Consider the following 23,904-nt stretch of genomic DNA (forward strand, 5'->3'; position numbering starts at 1 on the left):
CTTGGTGTGCATGCTATTGGTCTGCCGGGTTCGCTACGACGCACTCTATCTCGACCCGCAGGCTCGAGTTCTGCGTCGAATCGATGAAACGCCCCACCTTGCCGATCGCGTCCCAGGTCGCCGGGTCGACCCGGTTCCGGGAGACGCCGGTGGTGGTGATCACGAGCGGCACCGTGATCGTCTTCGAGCCCGGCTCCCGCGGAGCGGTGACGGGGCCCAGGGTCAGCTGCGCAGTCGGACTCGCCTTGCCCTGATCGTTGACGAGAAGCCACACCGCGGCGAGGAGTCCGTCCCGCTGCTGCGGGCCGAGCAGACCGGCCAGGCTGCCGCGGTCGGCGAGCGTGACCGACTTGCCCAGCTGCTCCGACTCCGTGATCGCGTGATACAGCCAGGTCTCCCGGCGGCCCTCGATGAGGTGAAGCCGCAGTTCCGTGGCGAGCGACGCCGCGATCGACGCCGTCTTCGGGCCGAGCGGGAGGGGGATCCGCCCGTTGGAGACGGAGTCGAGCAATTCCTCCGCGGCGAGGTCGAGTCTGGCGAGCTCCTCCGACGCGAGCATCCCCACGGCGAACCGCGGCGCGGACACCGTGCTCTGCACGAGCACCCGGTCGAGCTCGAGCTGAACTATGCGTCGGAATCGGCGGATCACGAACACCCCGAAGAGGGCGGGCATCACGGCCACCGCCACGGCGATGATCTGCGCCGGTGTCGTCAGCGGGGTGAGCTTGGTGGTGAGCAGGATGGCGGCCACGAGGCAGAGCCCGAGCAGGGCCGCCGCGGCGAGGATCTCCCGAGCCCGCCGCAGGGTCAGCGCCGCCAGCAGGCCGAACCCGGCGGAGATGGATGCCGTGGCGAAGGTGCCGACGTCGTGCAGTGGCCAGATGGCGACCAGGTCGAGGCCGACGACGGCGGCGAGCGAGAGAAGGTAGGTGCCGAACATCCAGTTGGGCATGCGTTCGCCCCGGGTCGAGATGGACACGGCCACCGCGATGATCGCGATCGCGTAGATGATCCACGCGGCGGCGACCGGCAGCACGTTGGGGTAGTCCTGGAGACGCAGCACGAACATGCCGACCCCGTACAGTCCCTGCAGCCCGGCGAGTGCCGTCGCCCCGATGCCGAGGTAACCCGTTCCGAGACTCGCCCCGCGCGCGCTCGCCTGGCGCATGGCCCGACCGGCCGTCGAACCGGCCGGTACCCCGCCGCGATTGCGCCTGCCGAGGATGATGCCGAGGGTGTTCTCCTCCGGCCGCGCGTACTCGCTCACTTAGGCACCTCGAGGACGACGGTCGTTCCGGCCCCGGGTGACGAGAAGAGCCGCGCGTTGCCACCCACGTCCTTGAGCCTGCCGACCACCGAGTCCTTGAAGCCGAGGCGTGCCTCGTCGATGTCCTTGAGATCGAAACCGACGCCCGCGTCGGTCACCATCGCCCGCACCGTGAATTCGTCGTCGGTGATGGTGACGTGGGCGTCGGTGACGCCGGAGTGCCTGCGCACGTTCTCGAGGCACTCGGCGAGTGCGAGCAGAAAGGCGTCGAGCACCTCGCTCGGCAGCAGCACCTGGCCGGTGCCGTGCCAGCTCACCTCGAGGCCCATGCGGCCGAACCGTTGCTTCACCGACTCCAGGGTGGTGCCGAGCGCGCTCTCCTCGACCGGTTCGAGGTTGTAGACGCCCGACGACTGCGGAACGGGGCTCGCGCCCAGCCTCAGCTGACGGAGCAGTCGCGCATCCTCTCCCGCCTGCTGCTGCAGGGCAGAGGCGGCGACTCCGACCCCCGAGTGGGCGAGCAGGGTGAGCGTGGCGAGCACGGTGTCGTGCAGCAGGCGCGCGCCCTGGCGACGCTGGGCCTCGGTCTCGCTGGCCTGGCGCTCCGCGCGATGAGCGCGGCCGATGCTGTAGATGCGGCGGGCCGCTCGGGGCACGCTCGCACCGAGCCAGTAGCCGAACACCGTGGCGAGCAGCCAGCCCAGCAGGATCGCGGCGAGCTCGGGCGAGAAGAAGTTCGGGGCATCGATGAGTAGCCCGGAGAGGGTGGCCGTGGCCACGAACGACAGCACGAGCAGGCCGAGGCGTCCGATGCCGTTGACCAGCACGATCGCGAACGAGGCGATCGCGCCGGCGGCGAGCGGCACGATGGCCGTTCCGATCGACGCCGCGGGCGGCGCGCCGATCTGCAGTTGCACGACGATCAGGATCGCGAGCCCCGAGGCCACGCCGAGCAGCACCCAGACGACTGACTGGTTCACGCCGACTCGGTACTGGCAGAGCGCGAGCAGCAGGAAGAACGGCACCACCGCGATGTAGGTGGGCAGATCCAGGATTCCGGGAACGCTGAAGCACAGCAGGGCGACTGCGGTCGAGCCAAGGCCGATTGCCCGAGCGGCACGCTGTAAAAGGCGATCGCGCTCTTTGGCGATGAGTTCCACGTAAGCAATAGTCACACACTGGCACCTAAAGTGGGGGTTAGACACCGCTCGGCACGGCACGCAGATCGCGCTACTTTTGCCTAAGTAACAAGTAAGGAACAAGAGGGGCTCAGCCGAGACATCGGACACCACGGTCACAGCCAGACCGTCCCGGGGGATGCGCCGGGGGGAGCCGCGGGAGACCGTGGCCCCCTCGAGCCGGCATCCGGCTACTCCGGGGTGAGCCAGCCTTCGCGGATTCCGTGGCGGCGGAGCAGGATCTTGGTGCCGAGATCCACGCCGATCTCGCGGTATTTCCTGCGCCCGCGCTTGATGTAGGACTTGACAGTCTCTTCCGTGGTCCCCATGTCGCTCGCGACCTCGCGGATGGACCGGCCGGAGGCGTAGAGAGTGAGGGCCAGGTGCTCCTGCTTGCCGAGGCCCGGGTCGTCCGAGGTGGAGATCTCGGCGAGGGCACCGGTGAGGTGCGAATTGCGGAACTGCTTGCCGTCCGCTGCCGAGCGGATGGCGGCGATGAGCTCGTCGGCGGATTCGGTCTTCGGCACGAAGGCGAGGGCACCGGCCCTGATGGCGCCCTGGATGGACGACGAATCGGCGTGCCGGCTCATCACCACCGTTCGGGTGCCGGCGGCGCTGAGGGCGCGCACCTTGGTTCCGATGGCGATGCTGTCGTCGAGGTTGAGGTCGAGCACCGTGACGTCGGTGGGGAAGGCGGGATGGGACAGCAGTCCGGACCAGGTCGACTCGCTGATGACCACCGTGATGCCGAGCCGGCGGGCGGCGATGTGCGCGGCGATCCCGTCCACCACCAGCCGGTGGTCGTCGACGATGGCGACACTGATGGCGGAGGGCACTTCCCGCCTGGTCGTGACAGCCAACGCTTCCTCCCGGCGGTCCGTGTGATCGGGTAATGCCACAGACCGCTCTGTACACCGAGCATAGTCAAGGTGATAGGAACTCGCTTGTACCCCGTTCAGGAGGCGAGCAGCCGCGCGACTTCCGTTCCGACGAGGTCGTCTTCGATGAGGAAGCCGTCGTGCCCGAATTCGGAGTGGATGACGACGGCCGTGCCGCCGTCGATGTTGTTGGTGAGACGGCTCGCGATCGCCACCTGGTCGGCCACGGGGAAGAGCCGATCGCTGTCGATGCCCAGCACGAGGCTCTTCGCGGTGACCGCGGCCAGTGCCGCGGCGCTGCCTCCGCGGTCGCGCCCGATGTCGTGCGAGTTCATCGCCTGCACGAGAAGGATGTAGCTGTTGGCGTCGAAGCGACGGGTGAACTTGTTGCCGTGGAAGTCGAGGTAGCTCTCCACCGCGAACTTACCCTCGGCGCCGAGCGGACTGATGCTTGACTGCCAGCTGCGTTGGAACCGGTCGTTGAGCTCGGTGGGGGAGCGGTAATTGAGAAGCGCCATGCGCCGGGCGAGCGCCAGGCCACGGTACGGGCCATCGCCGTCCGCCGCCTCGTAGTATTCGCCATCCGCGAAACCGGGGTCCATGTGGATCGCCTCGATCTGCACCGAGTTGAGCGCGATCTGGTCGGCGCTGCTCAGGATGGGGGCGGCGATGATCGCCACTCGCTCGAGCCGATCCGGATGCCCGATCGCCCACTCGAGGGACTGCATGCCGCCCATCGACCCGCCGATCACCGCCGCCCACCGGTCGATGCCGATCGCGTCGGAGAAGGCGACCTGGGCCGCGACCTGGTCGCGGATGGTGAGGTAGGGGAAACGAGGTCCCCATTCGCGGCCGTCCGGGGCGAGGGACGCCGGGCCGGTGCTGCCCTGGCAGCCGCCGAGCATGTTGGGGGCGACGACATGCCAGCGGTCGGTGTCGATGTACTTGCCCGGACCGATGATGCCGGACCACCACCCAGCGGTGGGGTGGCCGTGGCCGGGGGCGCCGAGCACATGGCTGTCTCCGGTGAGGGCGTGCAGCACGAGGATCGCATTGCTGCGGTCGGCGTTGAGTTCACCCCAGGTCTCGTAGGCGATCCTGGCGAACGGCAGAGATCCGCCGCGCTCGAGCTTCTGCTCGCCGATCGACACGAACTGGCGATCGCCGGGCGCGTCGCCCTCGCGCCAGGCCCCGGTCGCCGACGGCTTGCCGATGATGGCCCTCACGTTGGCCTCGGTGACGAAGCTCGATGGGACCGTGTCCTCGGGTGTCTGCCAATCCATGTCTAGGCAAGTATCCCCAATAGCGCGGGGCCCGATGTCATTGTTACGACATCGGGCCCCGGCAGGGCGGGCGCGTGGCCCCTCGGTCAGGCGATCTGGGAGGAACTCGTCGCGGTCCGTGCCGCGGCGAATCCGGCGCTCAGATCGGCGATGATGTCGTCGATGTTCTCGAGGCCGACCGACAGGCGCACGAGGCCCGGGGTGACGCCCGAGGTGAGCTGCTGCTCCGGGGTGAGCTGCGAGTGGGTGGTGGACGCCGGGTGGATGATGAGGCTGCGCACATCACCGATGTTGGCGAGGTGGCTGAACAGCGTCACGCTGTTGACGAGGGCGCGGCCGGCCTCCACCCCACCCTTGAGCTCGAACGACAGAACGGCACCGACGCCCTTGGGGGCGTACTCGTTGGCCTTGGCGTACCACGGGCTCGATGGCAGTCCCGAGTAGTTGACCGAGGCCACGTCCGGGTGGTCTTCCAGCCACTCGGCGACGGTCTGCGCGTTCTCCACGTGACGCTCGATGCGGAGGCTGAGCGTCTCGATGCCCTGGATCAGCTGCCACGCGCTCGCCGGGGCGATGGCGGAGCCGAGGTCGCGCAGCAGCTGCACGCGCGCCTTGATGATGTACGCGATTCCGTCGCCGAGCACCGTCGTGTAGCTCGCGCCGTGGTACGAGGGGTCCGGCTCGGTGAGGCCCGGGAACTTCTCCACGTTCTTCGACCACTCGAACTTTCCGCCGTCGACGATCACGCCGCCGATGACCGCACCGTGGCCGCCGAGGAACTTGGTGGCCGAGTGCACGATGATGTCCGCGCCATGCTCGAACGGACGGATCAGGTAGGGGGTGGCGATCGTGTTGTCCACGATCAGCGGCACGCCGGCGCCATGGGCGATGTCGGCGACGAGCCGGATGTCGAGGATGTTGACCTTGGGGTTGCCGATGGTCTCCGCGAAGAAGAGCTTCGTGTTCGGACGAACGGCGCGCGCCCACTCGTCGGCGTCATCCTGGTTCTCCACGAAGGTGGTCTCGATGCCCAGCTTGGCGAGGGTGTACTTGAAGAGGTTGTACGTTCCGCCATAGATCGACGAGGACGAGACGATGTGGTCGCCGGCCTGGGCGATGTTGAGCACCGCGAAGACCTCGGCGGCCTGGCCGGAGGAGACGAGGAGGGCCGCGGTGCCTCCCTCGAGCGCCGCGACGCGCTCCTCGACGACGGCCTGGGTGGGGTTCTGGATGCGGGTGTAGATGTTGCCGAACTCGGCGAGGGCGAAGAGGTTCTGGGCGTGCTCCGCGCTGTTGAACACGTAGGAGGTGGTCTGGTAGATCGGCGTGGCGCGAGCATTGGTGGTCGGGTCCGGCGAGGCTCCCGAGTGGATCTGCTTGGTCTCGAACTTCCAGTCGGCGGCGTTGTCGCTCATGTCGGGTGCTCCTTGGTCGGTGTGCGGCGCTGGTCGCGATTCTCTGGCAAACAAACGCCTCGTGGCATGCAGCCTAGGAAGCATGGCTGGGAGACGGCAATGGGCGCGACACACGGCGTAATGATTTCGGCCGACCGAATTGTTCGACGCGACTAGTCGTGCGAGAGTAGTCGCGTGTCATCCATCCGCCTCTTCATCCTGGGCTCGCTCGCGCAGCGCGGACCCATGCACGGGCACGCCCTGCTCCTGCTCGCCGAGGAGGAACACATCGACGAATGGACAGACTTCGCGGCGAGCGCCGTCTACGGGGCCATGAAACGCCTCGCGGCCGAGGGGCTCATCGAGGGCGAGCGGCTGGAGAAGCAGGGGAACTACCCGGAGCGGCAGGTCTACCGCATCACGGTCGACGGGGTCCGGGCACTCGACCAGCTCCGGCTGCACGGGCTCACCGAGATCGTGATCAAACCCGACCCCCTCGACCTCGCCCTCGCACGGCTCGACCCGGAGCGGCTCGATCGGCTGCCGGCGCTGATCGAAGAACGCCTCGGTCGCCTGCGCGCCACCGCCGAGACGAACGAGGCGCACCTCGAGTCCATCAGGCAGCACCTCACCCTCGCCGAAACCTGGTCCATGCGGCATCAGCTCTCCCGCTGGCGCGGAGAGATCGCCTGGCACGAACAGCTCCTCGCAGCACTACCCGACATCATCGCGGACGAACTGTCCAGAAGGGACGCCCCTCATGAGTGAGACCGCCGCGGCCGGGGCTCCGGCCCTGGCCGTCGCCCCCCGCCGAGCCTGGCAGGCCCTCGGCGTGCTCCTGATCGGGATGTTCATGTCCCTGCTCGACGCCACGATCGTGAACGTGGCCCTGCCGACCATCCGCACGAGCCTCGACGCGAACGAGGCGACCCTGTCCTGGATCATCTCCGGGTACGCCCTCGCCTTCGGACTCGTGCTCATCCCGGCCGGCCGCCTCGGCGACCGGTTCGGCCACAAGTGGATCTTCTTCACCGGTCTCGCCCTCTTCACCGCCGCGAGCCTCGCCTGCGGCCTCGCGCAGGACAGCACCCAACTCGTCGTCGCGCGGGTGATCCAGGGCCTCGCCGGGGGAATCTACCTCCCGGCCGTGACGGCGTTCATCCAGTTGCTCTTCCCGCCGCGAGTCCGAGGCAAGGCCTTCGCCATCATGGGCGCGGTCATCGGTGTCTCCTCGGCTCTCGGGCCGATCGTCGGCGGCCTGCTCATCCAGGCCTTCGGCGAGAAGGAGGGCTGGCGATACGTCTTCGACGTCAACCTGCCGATCGGCATCATCGCCCTTGTCGCGGCCGCCTTCCTGCTGCCGCGGGGCGCCGCGGGCACGAGGAGCTCCGGCGGGGGCGACTGGATCGGCCTGCTGCTTCTCGCCGGCGGCCTAGTGGCCATCCTCGTGCCGCTCATCGAGGGGCAGACCGTGGGCTGGAAGCCCTGGACGTTCATCTCGCTCGGTGGTGGAGTGGCGCTGATCGTGCTCTTCGCGTTCTGGGAGGTCTTCTACACGAAACGGGGCAAGAGCCCCCTCGTACCACCGCACCTCTACAGCCACCCGGCGTTCACGGGAGGCACCATCCTCGCCCTCGTCTATTTCGCGGCCTTCACGAGCATCTTCTTCTCCATCTCGATCCTCTGGCAGTCCGGGCTCGGGCACACGGCGCTCGAGTCTGGCCTCGTCTCCATCCCGTTCGCGATCGGCAGCATCGTCGGCGCCTCGCAGAGCAACCGGTTCGCGGCACGGCTCGGCCGCACGGTGCTGGTGATCGGGGTCGGGATGCTGACCGTCGGCCTGGCCGCGGTGTGGATCATCCTGCTCACCGTTCCGGCCGCGGATCTGACCAACTGGGCGCTGCTGCTGCCGCTCCTCGTCGCCGGGGTGGGAAGCGGCCTGTTCATCGCGCCGAACGCGCAGTTCATCGTCGCGACGGTCGACCCGCAGGAGGCCGGCGCCGCGAGCGGAGTGATCGGCACGATGCAGCGGCTCGGCAGCGCGATCGGGATCGCGGTGATCGGCAGCGTCTTGTTCGGCACCCTCGTGATCGAGAAGCCCACCTTCACGGGTCGTCCGAGCGCCGCCGAGATCAAGGCCGCCGTGGCCCAGAACGTGGCCATCGGTTTCACCGCCAGCGCCGCCTCGGCGATCGCGCTGAGTGCGCTGTTCGCCCTCGTCGCGTTCAGTCTCGTCTTCGCCCTGCCGAAGCGGGTCAACCGCGGCTTCGCGGAGTAGCGGCTACCGGCTGCGCCGCGACCCGGTGGGGTCTGTGCCGTGCGGCAGTCGGGGCGGTCGTCACCCGAGAACCCCAGCCGCGCTACGGTTGAGACGAACCGACCGAGGGAGTGGATGTGGCCGAGCGACGTGTAGTGGTGACCGGGGCGAGTTCGGGCATCGGGGCCGCGACCGTTCGACTGTTCCGCGAACGCGGCTGGAGCGTGGTCGGCGTGGCTCGGCGCACGGACCGGCTCGAGGAACTCGCGGCCGAGACCGGGTGCGACGTCTTCACCGCCGATCTGACGGACCAGGCCCAGGTCGACGCGCTGCGCGACCATCTCGCCGGCCTCGGCGCCGTGCACGCCCTCGTCAACAACGCCGGCGGCGCCTTCGGCATGGCTTCGGTCGAGGCGAGCGAAGCGGAGGACTGGGCGCGGATGTTCGACGTCAACGTCGTCGCCGTCAAGCGCGTCACGAGTGCGTTGCTACCCCTGCTGAGGGCCGCGGCGGCCGCGGACGGCCACGCCGACATCCTCACCGTCACCTCCATCGCCGGTCACGTGGCCTACGAGGGCGGGGGCGGCTACAACGCCTCCAAGTTCGCGGCCCGCGCCCTGGTCGCGGTGCTTCGACTCGAGCTCGCTGGCGAGCCGATCCGCGTGCTCGAGATCGCGCCAGGGATGGTCAAGACCGACGAGTTCTCGCTCGTGCGCTTCGGCGGCGACCGGGCGCGCGCCGACTCGGTGTACGAGAACGTGCCGAATCCGCTCCACGCGGAGGACATCGCCGAGGCCATCGTGCACTCGATCGAGCTGCCCGGCCACGTGAATCTCGACCTGGTGACCATCAAGCCGGTCGCGCAGGCGGCGCCCCACAAGGTGATCCGGGGCGAGCTGCGACCGAAGGGCTACTAGCCCCCGGCGACCTCGTCGAGCCGGGCGAAGGCGAGCGCGGCGAGGTAGGCGGCGGCGGCCGGCAGCACTCCGTCGTCGAACCTGGCGAGGTTCGAGTGGTTGTACGGAGCGGTCGCCGGATCGAGCTCAGGCGGGCACGCCCCCACGAACACGAAGGCCCCAGGCACGGCCCCCAGGATGGCGGCGAAGTCCTCCGCGCCGCCGATCGGGGTCGGCATCTCGCGATAGCCGTCCGGGCCGAACATCTCCACGGCCACGCGCTCCGCGAGCGCGGCGTGTTCCGCGGCGTTGACCACCGGTTCGGTCACCGAAAGGAATTCGACGTCGGCGGTGAGGCCGTGGGCCGCGGCGATTCCCTCGACGAGTTCGCGGCTGAATCGCTCGACGTTGGCCAGGCTCTCGAGCGAGAATGTGCGCACCGTCGCGCCGAACGACGAGGTGCTCGGGATGACGTTGTTGGTTCCCTCCTCGCCGCCGCGGATCCAGCCGACGGTGACGATCACCGGGTCGAAGGCGTTGAACCGGCGGGTGACCATCGTCTGCAGCCCCGTCACGATCTCGGCGAGCGCCTGGTTGGGATCGAGCGCCAGGTGCGGGGCCGAACCGTGGCCGCCGGCTCCCCGCAGGGTCACGTCGAGAATCGCCGATCCTGCCATCAGCGGGCCAGGGCGCGTGGAGACGACTCCGCTCGGCGCCGCGGTGGTCACGTGCACGGCGTAGGCGCCGACGAGTTCGCCGCGTGCGAGCTCGAGCGCGCCCTCCTCGAGCATGCGGTCCGCGCCGTTGTCGCCCTCTTCCCCGGGCTGGAAGAGGAACAGCACCTCCCCGGCGAGCCGGTCCTTGTGGGTCGCCAGCAGATGGATGGCGCCGACCCCGATCGCGGCGTGCAGGTCGTGGCCGCAGGCATGCATCCTGCCGGGGATGTCCGAGGTGAACTCCTCGCCGGAATCCTCGGTGAGCGCGAGCGCGTCGAGGTCCGCGCGAAGCACCACCGTGGGACCGGGCAGGTCGCCGACGATGCGCACGACCGCGGAGGAGATGCTCGGGGACTGGTGGGTCTCGAGCCCGAGTTCGCTGATCGACGCGAGCACCCTGGCGAGGGTCTGCGGCAGGTCGAGTCCGAGTTCCGGCCGGCGGTGGATGTCGCGGCGGATGGAGCGCAACGGCTCCCGGTAGTTGGCGGCCTCGACGGCGAGTTCCCTCAGATCCATGCTGACAGTCTCACTCACCGCGCGTCCCTCACGAAACGCCCGATCACGAAACGCCCGATCACGAAACGCCCGATCACGAAACGGCCGGCCGCCGGCTACGCGACCGGGGGCCGAGAGGCCGTCGGTTCGGTCAGGTCGGCCGCCGAGGCATCCGTCTCGTCGTCGAGCGTGTCGGCGAAGGCGAGCTTCGGCACGAAGAAGAGCAGCACCGCCGCGACGAGCGCCCCCACCCCGCAGATCACCCAAACGGTCATGTAGCCGGCGAGGCTCGACGCGGTGGACCCGACCGCGGTGAGCACCCCGGCGGCGAGCACGATGCCGAAGACCGCGGAGGCGAAGGAGCCGCCGATGGTCTTGGTGGTGTTGGTGAGGGCCGCCGCGATGCCGGTCTGGCCGCGCGGGGCGGCCGCAGCGGCCGCCGCCGGCAACGCGCCGACGAGGGCACCCGATCCGAGCCCGGCGACGCACATGTTGAGGAACACCTGCCAGGTCTCGAGGTGGAACGGCAGGAAGAGCAGGTAGCCGATCGCCACCAGGAAGGCCGCAATGATCAGGGCCACCCGCGGGGAGAGTCGACGGGAGACCACGGGGAAGAGCAGCGCCCCCACGATCATCGAGATGAGGTAGACGCCGATCAGGGTGGAGCGGTCGGCGGCGTCGAGGCCGAGCCCGTAGCCGTTCGCCTGGTTCGTGCCGGCGTAGGCGCTCAGCGGCGCCTGGGCGCCGAGGAGGCTGATGCCGATGAGGGCCGCGGTGAGCTGCACCGGCCACATGTTCGGCTGGCGCAGCACGCGAAGGTCGATCGCGGGGTCCCGGTGCCGCAGCTCGACGATTCCGAAGGGCAGGAACACGAGCACCCCCGCCACGAGGAGCAGGTAGACCCACCAGGTGGCCGGACCGTTGAGCCGGAGGAAGGTGAGTCCGGAGGTGATCAGCAGAAGGGCGATCGTGAGAAGGCTGAACCCCACGACATCGAGGGACCTGCCGGGCAGGGGAGTCGACTCCGGCACGCCGAAGAGGATGGCGAAGAAGACGAGCGTGACGGCGATCGCCGGCACGGACAGCGTGAGCGGCACGTTCTCGCCGAACCAGCCGAAGACGCGGCCACCGAGCAGGGCCCCGACGATGGCGCCGGTCTCGAGCGCCACGACGAGGAACCCGGCCGCCCGACGGGTCTGCGAGGCGCCTCGACCGGTGCGCCGGCCCCGGTCGAAGATCAGGGCGACCTCGAGCGGGAGCCAGACCACGTAGAACCCCTGGAGCGCCCAGGCGGCGAGGAAGGTCCAGAAGTTGTCGGCGAACACGAGCGCCCAGCTCGCGAGTGCCGTGAGCACCGTGGAGACGAGGAGGATGCGCTTGTGGCCGAACATGTCGCCGAGTTTGGCGAGGATCGGCACCACGAGGGCCGAGACCAGCAGTTGGGCGGCCTCGAACCAGTTGAAGTCGGCGTCCCGGATGCCCAGGTACTTGACGAGGTCGCTGATGAGCGGCACGTAGTAGCCCTGCAGGATTCCACTGACGATCTCGACGAGGAAGAGATAGCCGATCAGTCCGAGGGTGATGGCGCCTGACTTGCCTCGAAGGGTGCTCATGAACGGATGCTACTGGCTGGGTCGCCGACGCGGGTGCCGGTAGCGTTGGCACATGGCAAATGTCGAGCGCGAGATTCTGGGTTGGGACGAGTTCGGGGGCGCGGTACGCGAACTCGCGGCGACGGTGCACGGGAGCGGCTTCGCGCCGGACATCGTCGTGGCGATCGCGCGCGGCGGGCTGTTGCTCGCCGGAGCCATCGCCTACGCGCTCGACGTGAAGAGCTGCGGGGCACTCAACGCCGAGTTCTACACGGGCGTCGACGAGCGCCTGGACGAGCCGATCATCCTCGCCCCCATGCTCGACGAGGAATCGATGCGCGGCAAGCGGGTGCTCCTGGTGGACGACGTCTCGGACTCGGGGCGCACCCTCGCCATGGTGCTCGCCCTGCTGGTTCGCGCGGGTGCCGAGGTTCGCACGGTGTGCCTGTACTCGAAGCCGGCGACGGTGCTCGAGCCCGACTACGTCTGGCGCAAGACCTCGCGCTGGATAGCCTTCCCCTGGTCGTCGCTTCCCCCCGTGACCGCGTAGGCGATGGCGCCGCACCCGCTCGCCGAGCTGATCGACCCCGGGTGGGCCGCCGCCCTGCAACCCGTGGCGGGCACGATCGCGTCGATGGGGGAGTTCCTGCGCTCCGAGGACGCCGCCGGCCGCGGCTACCTCCCGGCCGGGGGCGCCGTGCTGCGCGCGTTCGAGTACCCGTTCTCCCAGGTGCGCGTTCTCATCATCGGCCAGGATCCGTACCCGACTCCGGGGCATCCGATCGGCCTGTCGTTCGCCGTGGACCGCGCGGTGCGCCCGGTGCCGCGCAGCCTGCAGAACATCTACCGGGAGCTGCACGACGACCTCGGCATCGTGGCGCCGCCCCACGGCGACCTCACCGCGTGGTCCCAGCGGGGAGTGATGCTGCTCAACCGGGTTCTCACGGTGCGACCGGGGGAGCCCGGGTCGCACCGCCGGCGCGGCTGGGAGGCGGTGACGGAGGCCGCGATCCGTGCCCTCGTGGCGCGTGGGACGCCCCTCGTGGCGATCCTCTGGGGCAAGGATGCGCTCGCTCTCGAGCCGATGCTCGGAGACACTCCCATCGTGAAGTCCGCGCATCCGAGTCCCCTCTCGGCCTCCCGGGGGTTCTTCGGCTCCCGGCCCTTCAGCCGCGCAAATGCCCTGCTGAAGGCCCAGGGCGCCGAGCCGATCGACTGGTCGCTCGGGCCGCAGCCGCCGGTGGCGAACCGGACGTAGGATTTGCTCATGCTCGAGGAGGAATACCAGGCGACCCACCGGCCCAAGGAGGCCCAGCGCAACCTGCCGCCGTTGCAGGTGCCGTTCGAGTACACCATCCGCGACGCCCGCCTGCAGGACCTGCCGGACGTGCGTGAGATCTACAACCACTATGTGGCCAATTCCACGGTGACCTTCGACGAGAAGCCCATGACGCTGCGGGAGATCCGGTCGAAGTTCCAGCACATCGTGAAACTCGGCATGCCCTTCCTGGTCGCGGAGAGCCCGAGCGAGCAGATCCTCGGTTACGCCTACGTCTACCCGTGGAAGGAGAAGGCGGCCTACCGGTTCACGGTGGAGAACTCCATCTACCTGCGCGCGGCGGCAACGAGCAAGGGGCTCGGCAAGGCCCTGCTCGCGGAGCTCATCACGCGTTCCAAGGCGGCCGGCCTCAAGGAGATGATCGCGGTGATCGCCGACAAGGGGGCAGACGCGTCGATCGCGATCCACAAGAACTTCGGGTTCAAGGAGATCGGCCACATGGGTAAGGTCGGCTACAAGTTCGACCGCTGGCTCGGCACGGTCCTCATGCAGAAGTCGCTCAAATAACCGCTAGGAGCACACATGTCTCTCATCGTCGTCGCCACCCTCACCCCCGCGCCAGGACGCACCCAGGACGTGCTCGACGCGTTCAGCGCCGTGTCGCCCCTCGTGCACGAGGAGCCCGGTTGCGAGCTCTACGCCGCGCACACCGACGGCAACCTCGTGATCATGGTCGAGCGCTGGCGTAGCCGGGAGGACCTGGACGCGCACGCGGCCGGCGCGGCTCTCGTGGAGTTGAACCGGCTCAACGAGGGGGCGCTCGCCGCGGAGACCGTCGTGCACGTGCTGCGCAACGTGCCGATGGGCGACCCGGTGAAGGGCACGATTCAGTAGTCGGCGCCCCGCCGCATGACGTGGGCGATCAGTTCGCCCACGAGCATCGCGGTCGCCGCCGGTCCACGCACGGGGGTGTCGGGCAGGATCGAGGTGTCGGCCACCCGCAGTCCGTCGACGCCGTGCACCCGTCCGTACTGGTCGACGACAGCACCCGGGTCGTCCGCGCCGCCGAACCTCGCGCTTCCGCACAGGTGGATGGCGGTGCCGAGGTGGCCGAGCGCCCACGCGTCCAGGCGGGAGTCGTCGTCGAGCGTCGAGTCGTCGAGCTCGGAGAGCCGGCGGAAGAGGCGGGAGAACGCCTCGGTGCGCAGCAGCGCGACGGCCGTGCGGATGGCCTGTCGCATCCGGCGGCGGTCACTCTCGGTCGAGAGGTAGTGGTAGTCGATCCGCGGAGGAACGGCGGGGTCGGCCGACTCGAGGCTGATCCGGCCGCGCGAGGTCTCGGCCTGCACGGCGACGAGCATCGCCAGGTCGCCCTGGTGCGCGACCTGTTCGGCGAACCGTCGGAGTGAGATGCCGCGCAACGCCGAGACCGATCGCCGGGGGTGGCGAAGCAGGGTGCCGAGAGCGCTCGCCGTCGCCGCGCGGCGCCCGGTGAGCAGGTAGCCCATGGGCTTGATGAGGGGCAGGATCTCCAGGTCGCCTGGGCCGCCGACCCCGGCCGTTCCCGATTCGGCCGTCCCGGTCGTGGCCGAGTCGAAGTTGAGGCAGGACGCCATCGACTGGCTCGTGCGGTAGTCCACGACGTGGCGCCGCGGCTGCCAAAGCACCGGGATATCCGGGTGATCGCTGAATCCGTCGCCGACCCCGGGCAGATCCTTCACCACGGTGATCCCGAGCTCCTCGAGGTCGACCCGCGGGCCGATTCCCGAGACGAGGAGCAGGTGGGGAGACTTGACTCCTCCCGCACACAGCACCACCTCGCGGGCGCGGATCACCGAGATCACGCCGGCGGTCTGCACCTCGACCCCCACCGCCCGGCTGCCCTCGAACACGACCCGCCGCACGCAGCTGTCTCCGCGCACGGTGAGGTTTCCGCGCCCCCGGACCGGATTGAGGTAGGCGATGCCGGTGTTGACGCGAATCCCGTCCTCCACGTTCATCGGAAGCGGGCCGACCCCCGGGTCGCCCTGGTCGTTCTTGTCTGGTTCGCGCGCGAAACCGAGCTCCGCGGCGGCGGCCGCGAAGGCGACGGTCACCGGATGGTCCTGCGCCGGCCGAGTCACGGGAATCGGTCCAGACCCCCCGTGCACCGCGGTCTCGCCGAACTGCCGGTCGGCCTCGATGCGGCGGTAGAACGGCAGCACTCGGTCCCAGGTCCACTCGTCGTTTCCGTCGGCCGACCAGCGGTCGAAGTCCTGGCGCCTGGCGCGGATGAAGTACGCCCCGTTGATCGTCGTCGAGCCGCCGAGGATGCGCCCGCGCGCGATCGAATAGGGAAGGCCGGGCGTGAGGTGCCCGAGGAACGACCAGTTGGCCGGATGTCCGGGAGCGGCCCCACGCACGGTTCCGGAGTCGAGGAGGTCCGCCGGAAATTCCTCGGTGCTGCCGGGCACCGGGCCGGCCTCGAGCAGCAGCACGGTGCGCCCGGGGTCCTCGGTCAGCCGCGCGGCGAGCGGCGCCCCGGCGGCGCCCGCCCCCACGACGATCACGTCGAAGGGCGTCATCCGTGCTCGCGGAGCCGGAAGGCGCTGTCGAGGGTGCGGAACGCGGCCGCGAGCAGCTCCAGAAGGTCCGCATCCTCCGTCTTGAGCCATTGCTCGTAGGCCGACAGGGAGACGGCGAGGAAGGCCCAGGCGATGGCCTGCGGTTCGAGGCTGTCTTCCGGCACCTGGAGCCGGTCGGCCACGAACTCGGCGACGACCTGTCGCCAGGAGGCGTACCGCAGAGTCGAGTGGGCGAGGAGCGAGGGTACGTGCAACAGCAGCTCCATGCGCTCACGGTGGTACGGGATCTCCGAGGCCGGTAGTCGGTTGAACTCGATCACCGAGGCGCAGAGCGCCTCGACGAGCGGCAGGTCGCTCGGCAGACTGGCGAGGTGCTCCCTCATGCGCTCGAGCAGTGTCTCGAAGTCGCCCCACGGCAGGTCGTTCTTCGACGGGAAGTAGCGGAAGAAGGTGCGTCGACCGATTCCGGCGGCCGCCACGATGTCGTCCACCGTCGTGCGGTCGAACCCGCGCACGCGGAAGAGCTCGAGGGCCACATGGCTCAGTTCGGCGTGGGAGGTGGACGGTTGCCTGCCCATGCGTGAGGTGGTCTTCAGTTCGCCCGTCGTACTCAACTTCCGCTCACCCCTTCCATTCGGCACTCGGTGTCATTAGTATCATCCACATCACAGGAATTCGCCGTCGTCGTCGGTTTTCTACCATGAGGAGCATCCCATGAGTGTCAGTGAGAATAAGGATTTTGGCGCACGGACTGACGCAAATGATGCGTCGGATGCCGGGGCCGTGATCGAGGCCGATTCGCTCGTCGAAGAGGTATCGATCGACGGCATGTGCGGCGTCTACTAAGTCCGTGACATGTCGTCGATCGATCTCGACACCGCGTGGGACCTCCATCCGAAGGTCTCGGTAAGGCCGGAACCGTTCGGCGCACTGCTCTACCACTTCGGTACCAGACGCCTCTCGTTCCTCAAGGACCGCACCCTGCTGAGCGTGGTGCAGGGGCTGGCCGCCGCCCCCACCGTGCGCGCCGCGTGCGCCGCGGCCGGCATCGACGATCACGACCTTCCGCGCTACCACCGCGCACTCGGCGTGCTCGCCGACTCCTCCATGGTCATCGAGAGGCACCAATGACGCTGCTCCAGCCCGCCACCCGGCCGACCCGCCTGGTCGACCTGTTCGAATATGGGCTCGATGCCCCGATCTGCCTCACCTGGGAGCTCACCTACGCGTGCAACCTCTCCTGCGTGCACTGCCTCTCGAGTTCCGGGCGTCGCGATCCGCGCGAGCTCACGACGGCCGAGGCCAAGGCCGTGATCGACGAGCTCCAGCGGATGCAGGTGTTCTACGTGAACATCGGCGGCGGGGAGCCAACGGTGCGGCCCGACTTCTGGGAGCTCGTCGACTACGCCACGGACCACCAGGTGGGGGTGAAGTTCTCGACAAACGGAGTGAAGATCTCCCCGGAGGTCGCGCGCCGGCTGACGGCGAGCGACTACGTGGACGTGCAGATCTCGCTTGACGGGGCGACCGCCGAGGTGAACGACCACGTGCGCGGCCCCGGCTCCTACGACACGGCCCTGCGCGCCATGCAGAACCTCTTCGACGCCGGGTTCGAGGGGTTCAAGATCTCGGTCGTCTGCACGAGGCAGAACATCTGTCAGCTCGACGAATTCAAGGCCATCGCCGATCGCTTCAAGGCTCAGCTTCGCCTGACCAGGCTGCGGCCGTCCGGGCGGGGCGCCGATGTGTGGGACGAACTGCATCCGCTGCCGGAGCAGCAGCGCGAACTCTACGACTGGCTGGTGCTGCACGGCGAGGAGGTGCTCACCGGAGACTCGTTCTTCCATCTCTCGGCGTTCGGCGGCGCCCTCCCCGGGCTCAACCTCTGCGGGGCGGGCCGGGTGGTGTGCCTGATCGACCCGATCGGCGACGTGTACGCGTGTCCCTTCGCGATCCACGAGGAGTTCCTCGCGGGCAACGTGCGCTCGCCGGGCGGCTTCCAGACGGTCTGGAAGACCTCCGAGCTGTTCCTGCGGCTCCGTAATCCGCAGAACGGCGGCGCATGCAGCTCATGCGCCTTCTTCGACAGCTGCAAGGGCGGCTGCATGGCCGCCAAGTTCTTCACCGGATTGCCCATCGACGGGCCGGACCCCGAGTGCGTGCAGGGCTACGGTGAGCAACTGCTGAAGAACCGCCCGCAGAAGGGCGGGCTTCCCCAGCCGTCTGACGACCACTCCCATCGCACGACGAGGGCGCCTCGGCCGGTTCCGATCACCCTCTCGGTGCGGCGGGTGGACCGACCTCCGGTGAGCGCGTGCGCCGAAGATCCGCTCGCCGGGTTCGAACCCGTCCGGTAGCGGGCCGCGACCGACCAGAACCTCACAAATCCACAACCCGAACAAAGGAGCAGGCAATGGGGCGTGTAGAAGGAAAAGTGGCATTCATCACCGGTGCGGCGAGGGGACAGGGCCGCAGTCATGCGGTGCGACTCGCGCAAGAGGGAGCCGACATCATCGCGATCGACATCTGTGAAGCCGTCCCGGGAGTGGGCTACCCCGCCGCGACCGAGGAAGACCTCGCCGAGACGGTGCGGCAGGTCGAGGCTCTCGACCGACGCATCATCGCCACCAAGGCCGACGTGCGAGATCGCGCGGGGCTCAAGGCGGCCATCGACACGGGCGTCGCCGAACTCGGCCACCTCGACATCGTGCTGGGCAACGCCGGGATCTGCATCCTCGGGCCGTGGGACGAGATCACCCCGGAGGTCTACCAGACCACCATCGACATCAACCTCACGGGCAACTGGAACCTCATCCAGCTGACCGCGCCGCACCTCATCGCGGCCGGCGGGGGATCGATCGTGCTCACCAGTTCCGCCGCGGGGCTCAAGGGTCTGCCCTTCCTCACGCCCTATGTCACCTCCAAGCACGGGGTTGTGGGCCTCATGCGCGCCTTCGCCTCGGAGCTTGCCGAGTACAACATCCGGGTGAACACGGTGCACCCCACCGGCGTCGACACGCCGATGGGAGCCGACCCCAGCATGGGAGAGAAGTTCGGCGAATGGTTCGCGGCCCATCCGAAGCTCGGAGGAATGATGGTCAACATGTTGCCGGTCGAGGTCACGCAGCCGGTGGACATCAGCAACGCGGTGCTCTTTCTCGCCTCCGACGAGGCGCGGTACATCACGTCACTCGCGATGGCGGTCGACGCCGGAAACACCCAGTACTGACCCGACAAGAAGACAAGAGGACGACAGAACGAAGGAGGACACGCAATGGGGCGGGTAGAGGGAAAGGTTGCATTCATCACGGGCGCCGCGCGGGGCCAGGGGCGCAGCCACGCGCTGCGGCTCGCGCAGGAGGGCGCCGACATCATCGCGGTGGACATCTGCGCGCAGATGGACTCCGTGCCGTACGCGATGTCCACGCCGGACGACCTCGCGGAGACGGTGAAGCAGGTCGAGGCCCTCGACCGGCGGATCGTCGCCAGCGAGGCCGACGTTCGGGATTATGGCGCGCTCAAGTCGGCGCTCGATGCGGGGGTCGCCCAGCTGGGCCGCCTCGACATCGTGAGCGCGAACGCGGGAATCGCGAGCTTCGGGATGCTCGAGGACATGAGCGAGGAGACCTGGCAGGAAATGCTCGACGTGAACCTCACGGGCGTGTGGCACGCCGCCAAGGCGGCGATCCCGCACCTCAAGGCGGGCGGCCGAGGCGGGTCGATCATCCTCACGAGTTCGGCGGCCGGGCTCATGGCCTACCCGGGGGCCGGCCACTACGTGTCAGCGAAGCACGGGGTGGTGGGTCTCATGCGCACGCTCGCGCTCGAGCTCGCGCCGGACATGATCCGGGTCAACAGCCTGCATCCCACCCAGGTGGACACCCCGATGATCATGAACGAGGGCGTGTACAAGCTCTTCCGGCCCGACCTCGAACACCCCACCAAGGCCGACTTCGAGCCGGCCTCGCAGGCGATGAACGCCCTGCCCATCCCCTGGGTGGAGGCCGTCGACATCTCGAACGCCCTGCTGTTCCTGGCGTCGGACGAGGCGAGGTACATCACCGGGGTCACCCTGCCCGTGGACGCGGGCGCCGTCATCAAGTAGAGAGCAACAACCCGAGCAGTTCAGAGGTTCAAAGGAGAACGGACATGGGAAGAGTAGAGGGAAAGGTCGCATTCATCACGGGCGCCGCGCGGGGCCAGGGGCGCAGCCACGCGCTGCGGCTCGCGCAGGAGGGCGCCGACATCATCGCGGTGGACATCTGCGCGCAGATGGACTCCGTGCCATACGCGATGGCGACGCCGGATGACCTGGCCGAGACCGTGAAGCAGGTGGAGGCCCTCGACCGGCGCATCGTCGCCGTGCAGGCCGACGTGCGGGACTACGGCGCGCTCAAGTCGGCGCTGGATGCGGGGGTGGCCCAGCTGGGCCGGCTCGACATCGTCTCGGCCAACGCGGGAATCTTCAGCTTCGGCACGTTGGAGGAGCTCTCCGACGAGCAGTGGAAGGACATGCTCGACGTCAACCTCACCGGGGTCTGGCACACCGCGAAGGCGGCGATCCCGCATCTCCGGGCGGCCGGCGGAGGCTCGATGATCCTCACCAGTTCCGCCGCCGGGCTCATGGGGATGGGCAACATCGGGCACTACGTCTCGGCGAAGCACGGCGTGGTCGGACTGATGCGCACCCTGGCCCTCGAGCTGGCGCCGGACATGATCCGGGTGAACAGCATCCATCCGACCACGGTGAACACCGACATGATCCAGAACGCGGCGGCCTACGAGCTGTTCGCCTCCGACCTGCCGGTGGCCGAGCGCACGCGCGAGGTGCTCGCGCCTCGGTTCCAGTCGCTCAACGCGCTGCCGATCCCGTGGGTCGAGCCGGTGGACATCTCCAACGCGGTGTTGTGGCTCGCGTCCGACGAGGCACGCTACGTCACGGGGGTGACGCTGCCGGTCGACGCCGGCGTGCTCGTCAAGTGACCGACATCTCGGACACGCGCGCCAGGGTCGCCTCGCACATCGTCGGCCGCGAGCGTGAGCTCGAACTCACGCTCGCGGCCGTCGCGGCCGGGCGGGAGATCGTGCTCGAGGGGCCTCCAGGCACGAGCAAGACCACCATGCTGAAGGCGATCACCCAGGAGTGGGGCATCCCTCTGCTCTTCGTCGAGGGCAACGCCGACCTCACGCCGGCAAAGCTGGTGGGGCACCACAACCCGGCGCGAGTGCTTCGCGAGGACTACAGCGCGGACAACTTCGTGGCCGGGCCACTGGTCGAGGCGATGCAGGAGGGCGGTTTCCTCTACATCGAGGAGTTCAACCGGGCACCGGAGGACACCCTCAACACCCTGCTCGCGGCGATGGCCGACCGTTCCATCGCGGTGCCGAGGGTCGGCATCATCGTGGCGCGCCCCACCTTCCGGGTGATCGCCTCGATGAACCCGTACGACAACGTCGGAACCACCCGGCTGTCGACGAGCGTGCACGACCGGCTCAACCGGCTGTCGATCGGCTACCAGGACGAGGCGGGCGAGCGCGGGATCGTGGCGCTGCGCACGAGCGTCTCCGGAACGCTCGGCGAACGTTTCATCCGCGACGCCGTCGCGGTGACGCGAGCCACCAGAACCCATCGGGACCTGCGCCAGGGCAGCAGCGTGCGCGGAGCCATCGACTGCGTGCTCATCGCCCGCGAGCTCGCCGCGCTGCGAGGCGTGACGTCTCCGGACGACGACGAATACGCCGCCCTGTTCTACGACGCGATGGTGGTATCGCTCTCCGGCCGGATCCACCTCGACGAGGCGGCGGAGACCACGCCGGAGCGGGTGCTGCGGGAGATCTGGGAAGACCACTTCGTGCTGCAGCCGGCGATCGCCGAACCGGGCTGAAGGGATGTCGAGGCCGACTCGCCGGTGACACGCGAGCCCGCGGTGAGGCGGCAGACCCGCCCGCTGCGGCGCACACCGAAGCAGCTAGAGGAGGAGCCCACCGTGTTCGAACCAGTGGCAGGCACCGGCGGCATGGCACTGCGCGCCGAGGGTTCGGGGCGCGACCGCGCCCGGCCGATGCCGGCGGGCTCGGCGCCCGGCATCACCGACGAGCTCGCCACCCTCGTGGCGGCCGAGGTCGACACGGTGGAGGCGGACCCCACGGTGCGCGCGAGGGCCAGGCAGATCGCGGCGCGGCTCGCCGTGCGCCGCCCCCGCGCCGACGCCTCGGCGCATCGCGGATCGGGCACTCTCGCGAGCGTTCCCTACCGCGGAGGGTCGGACGACATCGATCTGGACCGAACGATCGAGGTGCTCGCCGAGCGACCGCTGCCGGAAGACGAGGACATCATCGTACGGGAGCGCGTGCGCACGAAGCGCTCGGTCGTGCTCGCGGTCGACGTGTCGGGGTCGATGAAGGGGGAGCGCGTGCACACCGCCGCCGCGACCGTCGGGGCGCTCTCCGCCGAGTTGCAGCACGATTCCCTCGCGGTGATCGCCTTCTGGTCGGACGCGGCGATCCTCCTGCGCCTCGGCCAGCCGGTGAAGCCGATGGAACTGCTCGACACCATGCTGCGCATCCCGGCGCGCGGGCTCACCAACGTGGCGTTCCCGCTCGAGCTCGCCGCCCAACAGCTGGCACGGGTGCCCGCCCGCGACGCGCGGGTGCTCCTGCTGTCCGACTGTGTGCACAACGCCGGCCCTGATCCGCGGCAGTTCGCCGCGCGCCTGCCGCGCCTCGACATCCTGCTCGACGTGAGCGGCGAGAAGGACATCGAGCTCGGCCGGGAGCTCGCGAGGGCCGGCCACGGCACGCTGCGCCTGATCCGCACCCATCGCGACATCGCCCCGGCGCTCAGCGCCTTATTCAGCGCGTGATGGCGCTATCCACGAAGAGAGAGGTTACCCCGTGAGCAGGAATGGCTGGTTCGAAACGGTCGCCGAGGCGCAGAGACGTGCCAAGCGGCGCTTGCCGAGGTCGGTCTACGGCGCGCTCCTCGCCGGGTCGGAGAAGGGGGTCACCTACAGAGACAACACCGCGGCGTTCTCGGAGCTGGGGCTCGCCCCGCACGTGGCTGGCCATCACGCGGTGCGGGACCTCAGCACCACGGTGATGGGGGAGTCCATCTCCCTTCCGGTGCTGATCTCCCCGACCGGCGTGCAGGCGGTGCACCCCGATGGCGAGGTCGCGGTCGCGAGGGCGGCTGCCAACCGGGGAACCATCATGGGGCTCAGCTCGTACGCGAGCAAGCCGGTGGAGGAGGTCGTCGCGGCGAACCCGCAGACCTTCTTCCAGCTCTACTGGTCCGGCTCCCGGGACGCCATCGTCCGCCGGATGGACCGCGCAAGGGCCGCGGGTGCGCGGGGGCTGATCGTGACCCTCGACTGGTCCTTCTCCAACGGTCGGGACTGGGGGAGCCCGGCGATTCCGGAACGAATGACCCTCAAGGCCATGGCGACCCTCTCGCCGCAGGTGATCACCCGCCCGCAGTGGCTCCTGGCCTACGCGAGAACGCTCCGCATCCCCGACCTGACGACGCCCAACCTGACCGAACCCGGCCAGGACGCCCCCACCTTCTTCGGGGCGTACGGCGAATGGATGCAGACCCCACCGGCCACCTGGGCGGACGTCGCCTGGCTGCGCGAACAGTGGGGCGGACCGTTCATGCTCAAGGGGATCTCGCGCATCGACGACGCGAAGCGGGCGGTGGACGCCGGGGTGACCGCGATCTCGGTCTCCAACCACGGCGGCAACAACCTGGACTCCACTCCCGCCACCATCCGGATGCTGCCCTCGGTGGCGGAGGCGGTCGGCGGTCAGGTGGAGATCGTGCTCGACGGCGGGATCCGCCGGGGGAGCGACGTCGCGAAGGCCCTCGCCCTCGGCGCCCGGGCGGTGATGATCGGCCGGGCGTACCTCTGGGGGCTCGCGGCGAACGGCCAGGCCGGGGTGGAGAACGTGCTCGACATCCTGCGCGGCGGCCTCGACTCGGCAGTGCTCGGGCTCGGCCATGCCTCGATCCACGAACTCGGTCCTGACGACCTCGTGATTCCGCCGGGCTTCACCCGCACGCTCGGCGCGGCCGCTGCGGTGAAGAATCGACCGCTGCGGTGAAGAAT

General features: G+C 69.0%; 25 protein-coding genes. 16 read left to right on the plus strand and 9 right to left on the minus strand.

Going from position 1 to position 23,904, the window contains the following annotated elements; all coding sequences use genetic code 11:
- Positions 1 to 13: 13 nt before the first annotated feature.
- The 5 genes from FVP33_RS07205 to FVP33_RS07225 all read right to left on the minus strand — a co-directional run bounded on the left by FVP33_RS07205 (position 14) and on the right by FVP33_RS07225 (position 6,021).
- A complete protein-coding gene (locus FVP33_RS07205) occupies positions 14 to 1,267 on the minus strand; it encodes a hypothetical protein (protein ID WP_147782928.1) in 1,254 nt (417 codons plus the stop codon).
- Entirely contained in the window at positions 1,264 to 2,427 is a 1,164-nt protein-coding gene (locus FVP33_RS07210; protein WP_147783221.1) for a sensor histidine kinase, read from the minus strand. Before FVP33_RS07210 ends, FVP33_RS07205 begins: the two co-directional genes overlap by 4 nt.
- A 209-nt stretch (positions 2,428 to 2,636) precedes the next feature.
- Positions 2,637 to 3,305 (minus strand): response regulator transcription factor, encoded by a 669-nt coding sequence (locus FVP33_RS07215; protein ID WP_147782929.1) that lies wholly within the window; start codon positions 3,303 to 3,305, stop codon positions 2,637 to 2,639.
- Positions 3,306 to 3,400: 95 nt separating this feature from the next.
- Entirely contained in the window at positions 3,401 to 4,606 is a 1,206-nt protein-coding gene (metX, locus tag FVP33_RS07220) for a homoserine O-acetyltransferase MetX (RefSeq protein ID WP_147782930.1), read from the minus strand.
- A gap of 86 nt (positions 4,607 to 4,692) precedes the next feature.
- Positions 4,693 to 6,021 (minus strand): bifunctional o-acetylhomoserine/o-acetylserine sulfhydrylase, encoded by a 1,329-nt coding sequence (locus tag FVP33_RS07225; RefSeq protein ID WP_147782931.1) that lies wholly within the window; start codon positions 6,019 to 6,021, stop codon positions 4,693 to 4,695.
- A gap of 174 nt (positions 6,022 to 6,195) precedes the next feature.
- On the opposite strand from FVP33_RS07225, the gene FVP33_RS07230 reads away from it, so the two are divergent.
- From FVP33_RS07230 to FVP33_RS07240, 3 genes are all read left to right on the plus strand, one after another.
- Complete coding sequence (locus FVP33_RS07230; RefSeq protein WP_147782932.1) at positions 6,196 to 6,768, plus strand: PadR family transcriptional regulator; 573 nt, start codon at positions 6,196 to 6,198, stop codon at positions 6,766 to 6,768.
- The gene (locus FVP33_RS07235) at positions 6,761 to 8,278 is read left to right on the plus strand and encodes an MFS transporter (RefSeq protein WP_147782933.1); all 1,518 of its coding nucleotides are present in this window, start codon (positions 6,761 to 6,763) and stop codon (positions 8,276 to 8,278) included. The genes FVP33_RS07230 and FVP33_RS07235 overlap by 8 nt, the downstream gene beginning before the upstream one ends.
- Before the next feature lie 116 nt (positions 8,279 to 8,394).
- Positions 8,395 to 9,174 carry an SDR family NAD(P)-dependent oxidoreductase gene (locus FVP33_RS07240; protein WP_147782934.1) on the plus strand — a complete coding sequence of 260 codons (780 nt, stop codon included), beginning with the start codon at positions 8,395 to 8,397 and terminating at the stop codon, positions 9,172 to 9,174.
- On the opposite strand, the gene FVP33_RS07245 is transcribed toward FVP33_RS07240, so the two are convergent.
- Positions 9,171 to 10,385, minus strand: coding sequence for a M20 metallopeptidase family protein (locus tag FVP33_RS07245; protein WP_147782935.1), 1,215 nt, complete (start codon positions 10,383 to 10,385; stop codon positions 9,171 to 9,173). The genes FVP33_RS07240 and FVP33_RS07245 overlap by 4 nt on opposite strands.
- A 95-nt stretch (positions 10,386 to 10,480) precedes the next feature.
- Entirely contained in the window at positions 10,481 to 11,977 is a 1,497-nt protein-coding gene (locus FVP33_RS07250; RefSeq protein WP_147782936.1) for an MFS transporter, read from the minus strand.
- Positions 11,978 to 12,029: 52 nt separating this feature from the next.
- Here FVP33_RS07250 and FVP33_RS07255 point away from each other — a divergent pair, with 52 nt between their 5' ends.
- Genes FVP33_RS07255 through FVP33_RS07270 form a run of 4 tightly spaced genes read left to right on the plus strand, consistent with a single transcriptional unit; the run spans position 12,030 to position 14,129 of the window.
- A complete protein-coding gene (locus tag FVP33_RS07255; protein WP_147782937.1) occupies positions 12,030 to 12,506 on the plus strand; it encodes a phosphoribosyltransferase in 477 nt (158 codons plus the stop codon).
- Between the two features lie 3 nt (positions 12,507 to 12,509).
- Entirely contained in the window at positions 12,510 to 13,214 is a 705-nt protein-coding gene (locus tag FVP33_RS07260) for a uracil-DNA glycosylase (RefSeq protein WP_147782938.1), read from the plus strand.
- Positions 13,215 to 13,223: 9 nt separating this feature from the next.
- Complete coding sequence (locus FVP33_RS07265; protein ID WP_147782939.1) at positions 13,224 to 13,802, plus strand: GNAT family N-acetyltransferase; 579 nt, start codon at positions 13,224 to 13,226, stop codon at positions 13,800 to 13,802.
- Positions 13,803 to 13,817: 15 nt separating this feature from the next.
- Entirely contained in the window at positions 13,818 to 14,129 is a 312-nt protein-coding gene (locus tag FVP33_RS07270) for a putative quinol monooxygenase (protein ID WP_147782940.1), read from the plus strand.
- Here FVP33_RS07270 and FVP33_RS07275 read toward each other — a convergent pair.
- Positions 14,123 to 15,799 (minus strand): GMC family oxidoreductase N-terminal domain-containing protein, encoded by a 1,677-nt coding sequence (locus FVP33_RS07275; RefSeq protein ID WP_147782941.1) that lies wholly within the window; start codon positions 15,797 to 15,799, stop codon positions 14,123 to 14,125. The genes FVP33_RS07270 and FVP33_RS07275 overlap by 7 nt on opposite strands.
- Positions 15,796 to 16,413 (minus strand): mycofactocin system transcriptional regulator, encoded by a 618-nt coding sequence (gene mftR / locus FVP33_RS07280; RefSeq protein ID WP_222706642.1) that lies wholly within the window; start codon positions 16,411 to 16,413, stop codon positions 15,796 to 15,798. The genes FVP33_RS07275 and mftR overlap by 4 nt, the downstream gene beginning before the upstream one ends.
- Before the next feature lie 100 nt (positions 16,414 to 16,513).
- Here mftR and mftA point away from each other — a divergent pair, with 100 nt between their 5' ends.
- From mftA to mftD, 9 genes are all read left to right on the plus strand, one after another.
- A complete protein-coding gene (mftA, locus tag FVP33_RS07285; protein WP_147782942.1) occupies positions 16,514 to 16,645 on the plus strand; it encodes a mycofactocin precursor MftA in 132 nt (43 codons plus the stop codon).
- 9 nt (positions 16,646 to 16,654) lie between these two features.
- Positions 16,655 to 16,930: a mycofactocin biosynthesis chaperone MftB gene (gene mftB, locus FVP33_RS07290; RefSeq protein ID WP_147782943.1), complete on the plus strand. Its 276-nt coding sequence runs from the start codon at positions 16,655 to 16,657 to the stop codon at positions 16,928 to 16,930.
- Complete coding sequence (gene mftC, locus FVP33_RS07295; protein ID WP_147782944.1) at positions 16,927 to 18,156, plus strand: mycofactocin radical SAM maturase; 1,230 nt, start codon at positions 16,927 to 16,929, stop codon at positions 18,154 to 18,156. The genes mftB and mftC overlap by 4 nt, the downstream gene beginning before the upstream one ends.
- Before the next feature lie 56 nt (positions 18,157 to 18,212).
- Entirely contained in the window at positions 18,213 to 19,028 is an 816-nt protein-coding gene (locus FVP33_RS07300; protein ID WP_147782945.1) for a mycofactocin-coupled SDR family oxidoreductase, read from the plus strand.
- A gap of 45 nt (positions 19,029 to 19,073) precedes the next feature.
- On the plus strand, positions 19,074 to 19,904 hold the full coding sequence (locus FVP33_RS07305; protein WP_147782946.1) for a mycofactocin-coupled SDR family oxidoreductase: 831 nt from the start codon (positions 19,074 to 19,076) through the stop codon (positions 19,902 to 19,904).
- Between the two features lie 44 nt (positions 19,905 to 19,948).
- Entirely contained in the window at positions 19,949 to 20,782 is an 834-nt protein-coding gene (locus tag FVP33_RS07310) for a mycofactocin-coupled SDR family oxidoreductase (protein ID WP_147782947.1), read from the plus strand.
- Complete coding sequence (locus FVP33_RS07315) at positions 20,779 to 21,684, plus strand: AAA family ATPase (RefSeq protein ID WP_222706643.1); 906 nt, start codon at positions 20,779 to 20,781, stop codon at positions 21,682 to 21,684. The genes FVP33_RS07310 and FVP33_RS07315 overlap by 4 nt, the downstream gene beginning before the upstream one ends.
- 102 nt (positions 21,685 to 21,786) lie before the next feature.
- Positions 21,787 to 22,662: a vWA domain-containing protein gene (locus FVP33_RS07320; RefSeq protein WP_222706644.1), complete on the plus strand. Its 876-nt coding sequence runs from the start codon at positions 21,787 to 21,789 to the stop codon at positions 22,660 to 22,662.
- 31 nt (positions 22,663 to 22,693) lie between these two features.
- A complete protein-coding gene (gene mftD / locus FVP33_RS07325; protein WP_147782948.1) occupies positions 22,694 to 23,899 on the plus strand; it encodes a pre-mycofactocin synthase MftD in 1,206 nt (401 codons plus the stop codon).
- Positions 23,900 to 23,904 lie beyond the last annotated feature (5 nt).

Origin of the sequence: Lacisediminihabitans profunda (genome assembly GCF_008040105.1) — a bacterium.
GTDB classification, from domain to species: domain Bacteria; phylum Actinomycetota; class Actinomycetes; order Actinomycetales; family Microbacteriaceae; genus Lacisediminihabitans; species Lacisediminihabitans profunda.

Excerpts from the sequence above, each read along its gene's own strand:
- FVP33_RS07305 (WP_147782946.1), top strand. The coding sequence starts at position 19,074 with ATGGGGCGGGTAGAGGGAAAGGTTGCATTCATCACGGGCGCCGCGCGG.
- FVP33_RS07260 (WP_147782938.1), top strand. The coding sequence starts at position 12,510 with ATGGCGCCGCACCCGCTCGCCGAGCTGATCGACCCCGGGTGGGCCGCC.
- FVP33_RS07310 (WP_147782947.1), top strand. The coding sequence starts at position 19,949 with ATGGGAAGAGTAGAGGGAAAGGTCGCATTCATCACGGGCGCCGCGCGG.
- FVP33_RS07300 (WP_147782945.1), top strand. The coding sequence starts at position 18,213 with ATGGGGCGTGTAGAAGGAAAAGTGGCATTCATCACCGGTGCGGCGAGG.
- FVP33_RS07245 (WP_147782935.1), bottom strand. The coding sequence starts at position 10,385 with ATGGATCTGAGGGAACTCGCCGTCGAGGCCGCCAACTACCGGGAGCCG.
- mftC (WP_147782944.1), top strand. The coding sequence starts at position 16,927 with ATGACGCTGCTCCAGCCCGCCACCCGGCCGACCCGCCTGGTCGACCTG.
- FVP33_RS07250 (WP_147782936.1), bottom strand. The coding sequence starts at position 11,977 with ATGAGCACCCTTCGAGGCAAGTCAGGCGCCATCACCCTCGGACTGATC.
- FVP33_RS07265 (WP_147782939.1), top strand. The coding sequence starts at position 13,224 with ATGCTCGAGGAGGAATACCAGGCGACCCACCGGCCCAAGGAGGCCCAG.
- FVP33_RS07255 (WP_147782937.1), top strand. The coding sequence starts at position 12,030 with ATGGCAAATGTCGAGCGCGAGATTCTGGGTTGGGACGAGTTCGGGGGC.
- mftA (WP_147782942.1), top strand. The coding sequence starts at position 16,514 with ATGAGTGTCAGTGAGAATAAGGATTTTGGCGCACGGACTGACGCAAAT.
- mftB (WP_147782943.1), top strand. The coding sequence starts at position 16,655 with ATGTCGTCGATCGATCTCGACACCGCGTGGGACCTCCATCCGAAGGTC.
- FVP33_RS07270 (WP_147782940.1), top strand. The coding sequence starts at position 13,818 with ATGTCTCTCATCGTCGTCGCCACCCTCACCCCCGCGCCAGGACGCACC.
- FVP33_RS07225 (WP_147782931.1), bottom strand. The coding sequence starts at position 6,021 with ATGAGCGACAACGCCGCCGACTGGAAGTTCGAGACCAAGCAGATCCAC.
- FVP33_RS07235 (WP_147782933.1), top strand. The coding sequence starts at position 6,761 with ATGAGTGAGACCGCCGCGGCCGGGGCTCCGGCCCTGGCCGTCGCCCCC.
- FVP33_RS07275 (WP_147782941.1), bottom strand. The coding sequence starts at position 15,799 with ATGACGCCCTTCGACGTGATCGTCGTGGGGGCGGGCGCCGCCGGGGCG.
- metX (WP_147782930.1), bottom strand. The coding sequence starts at position 4,606 with ATGGATTGGCAGACACCCGAGGACACGGTCCCATCGAGCTTCGTCACC.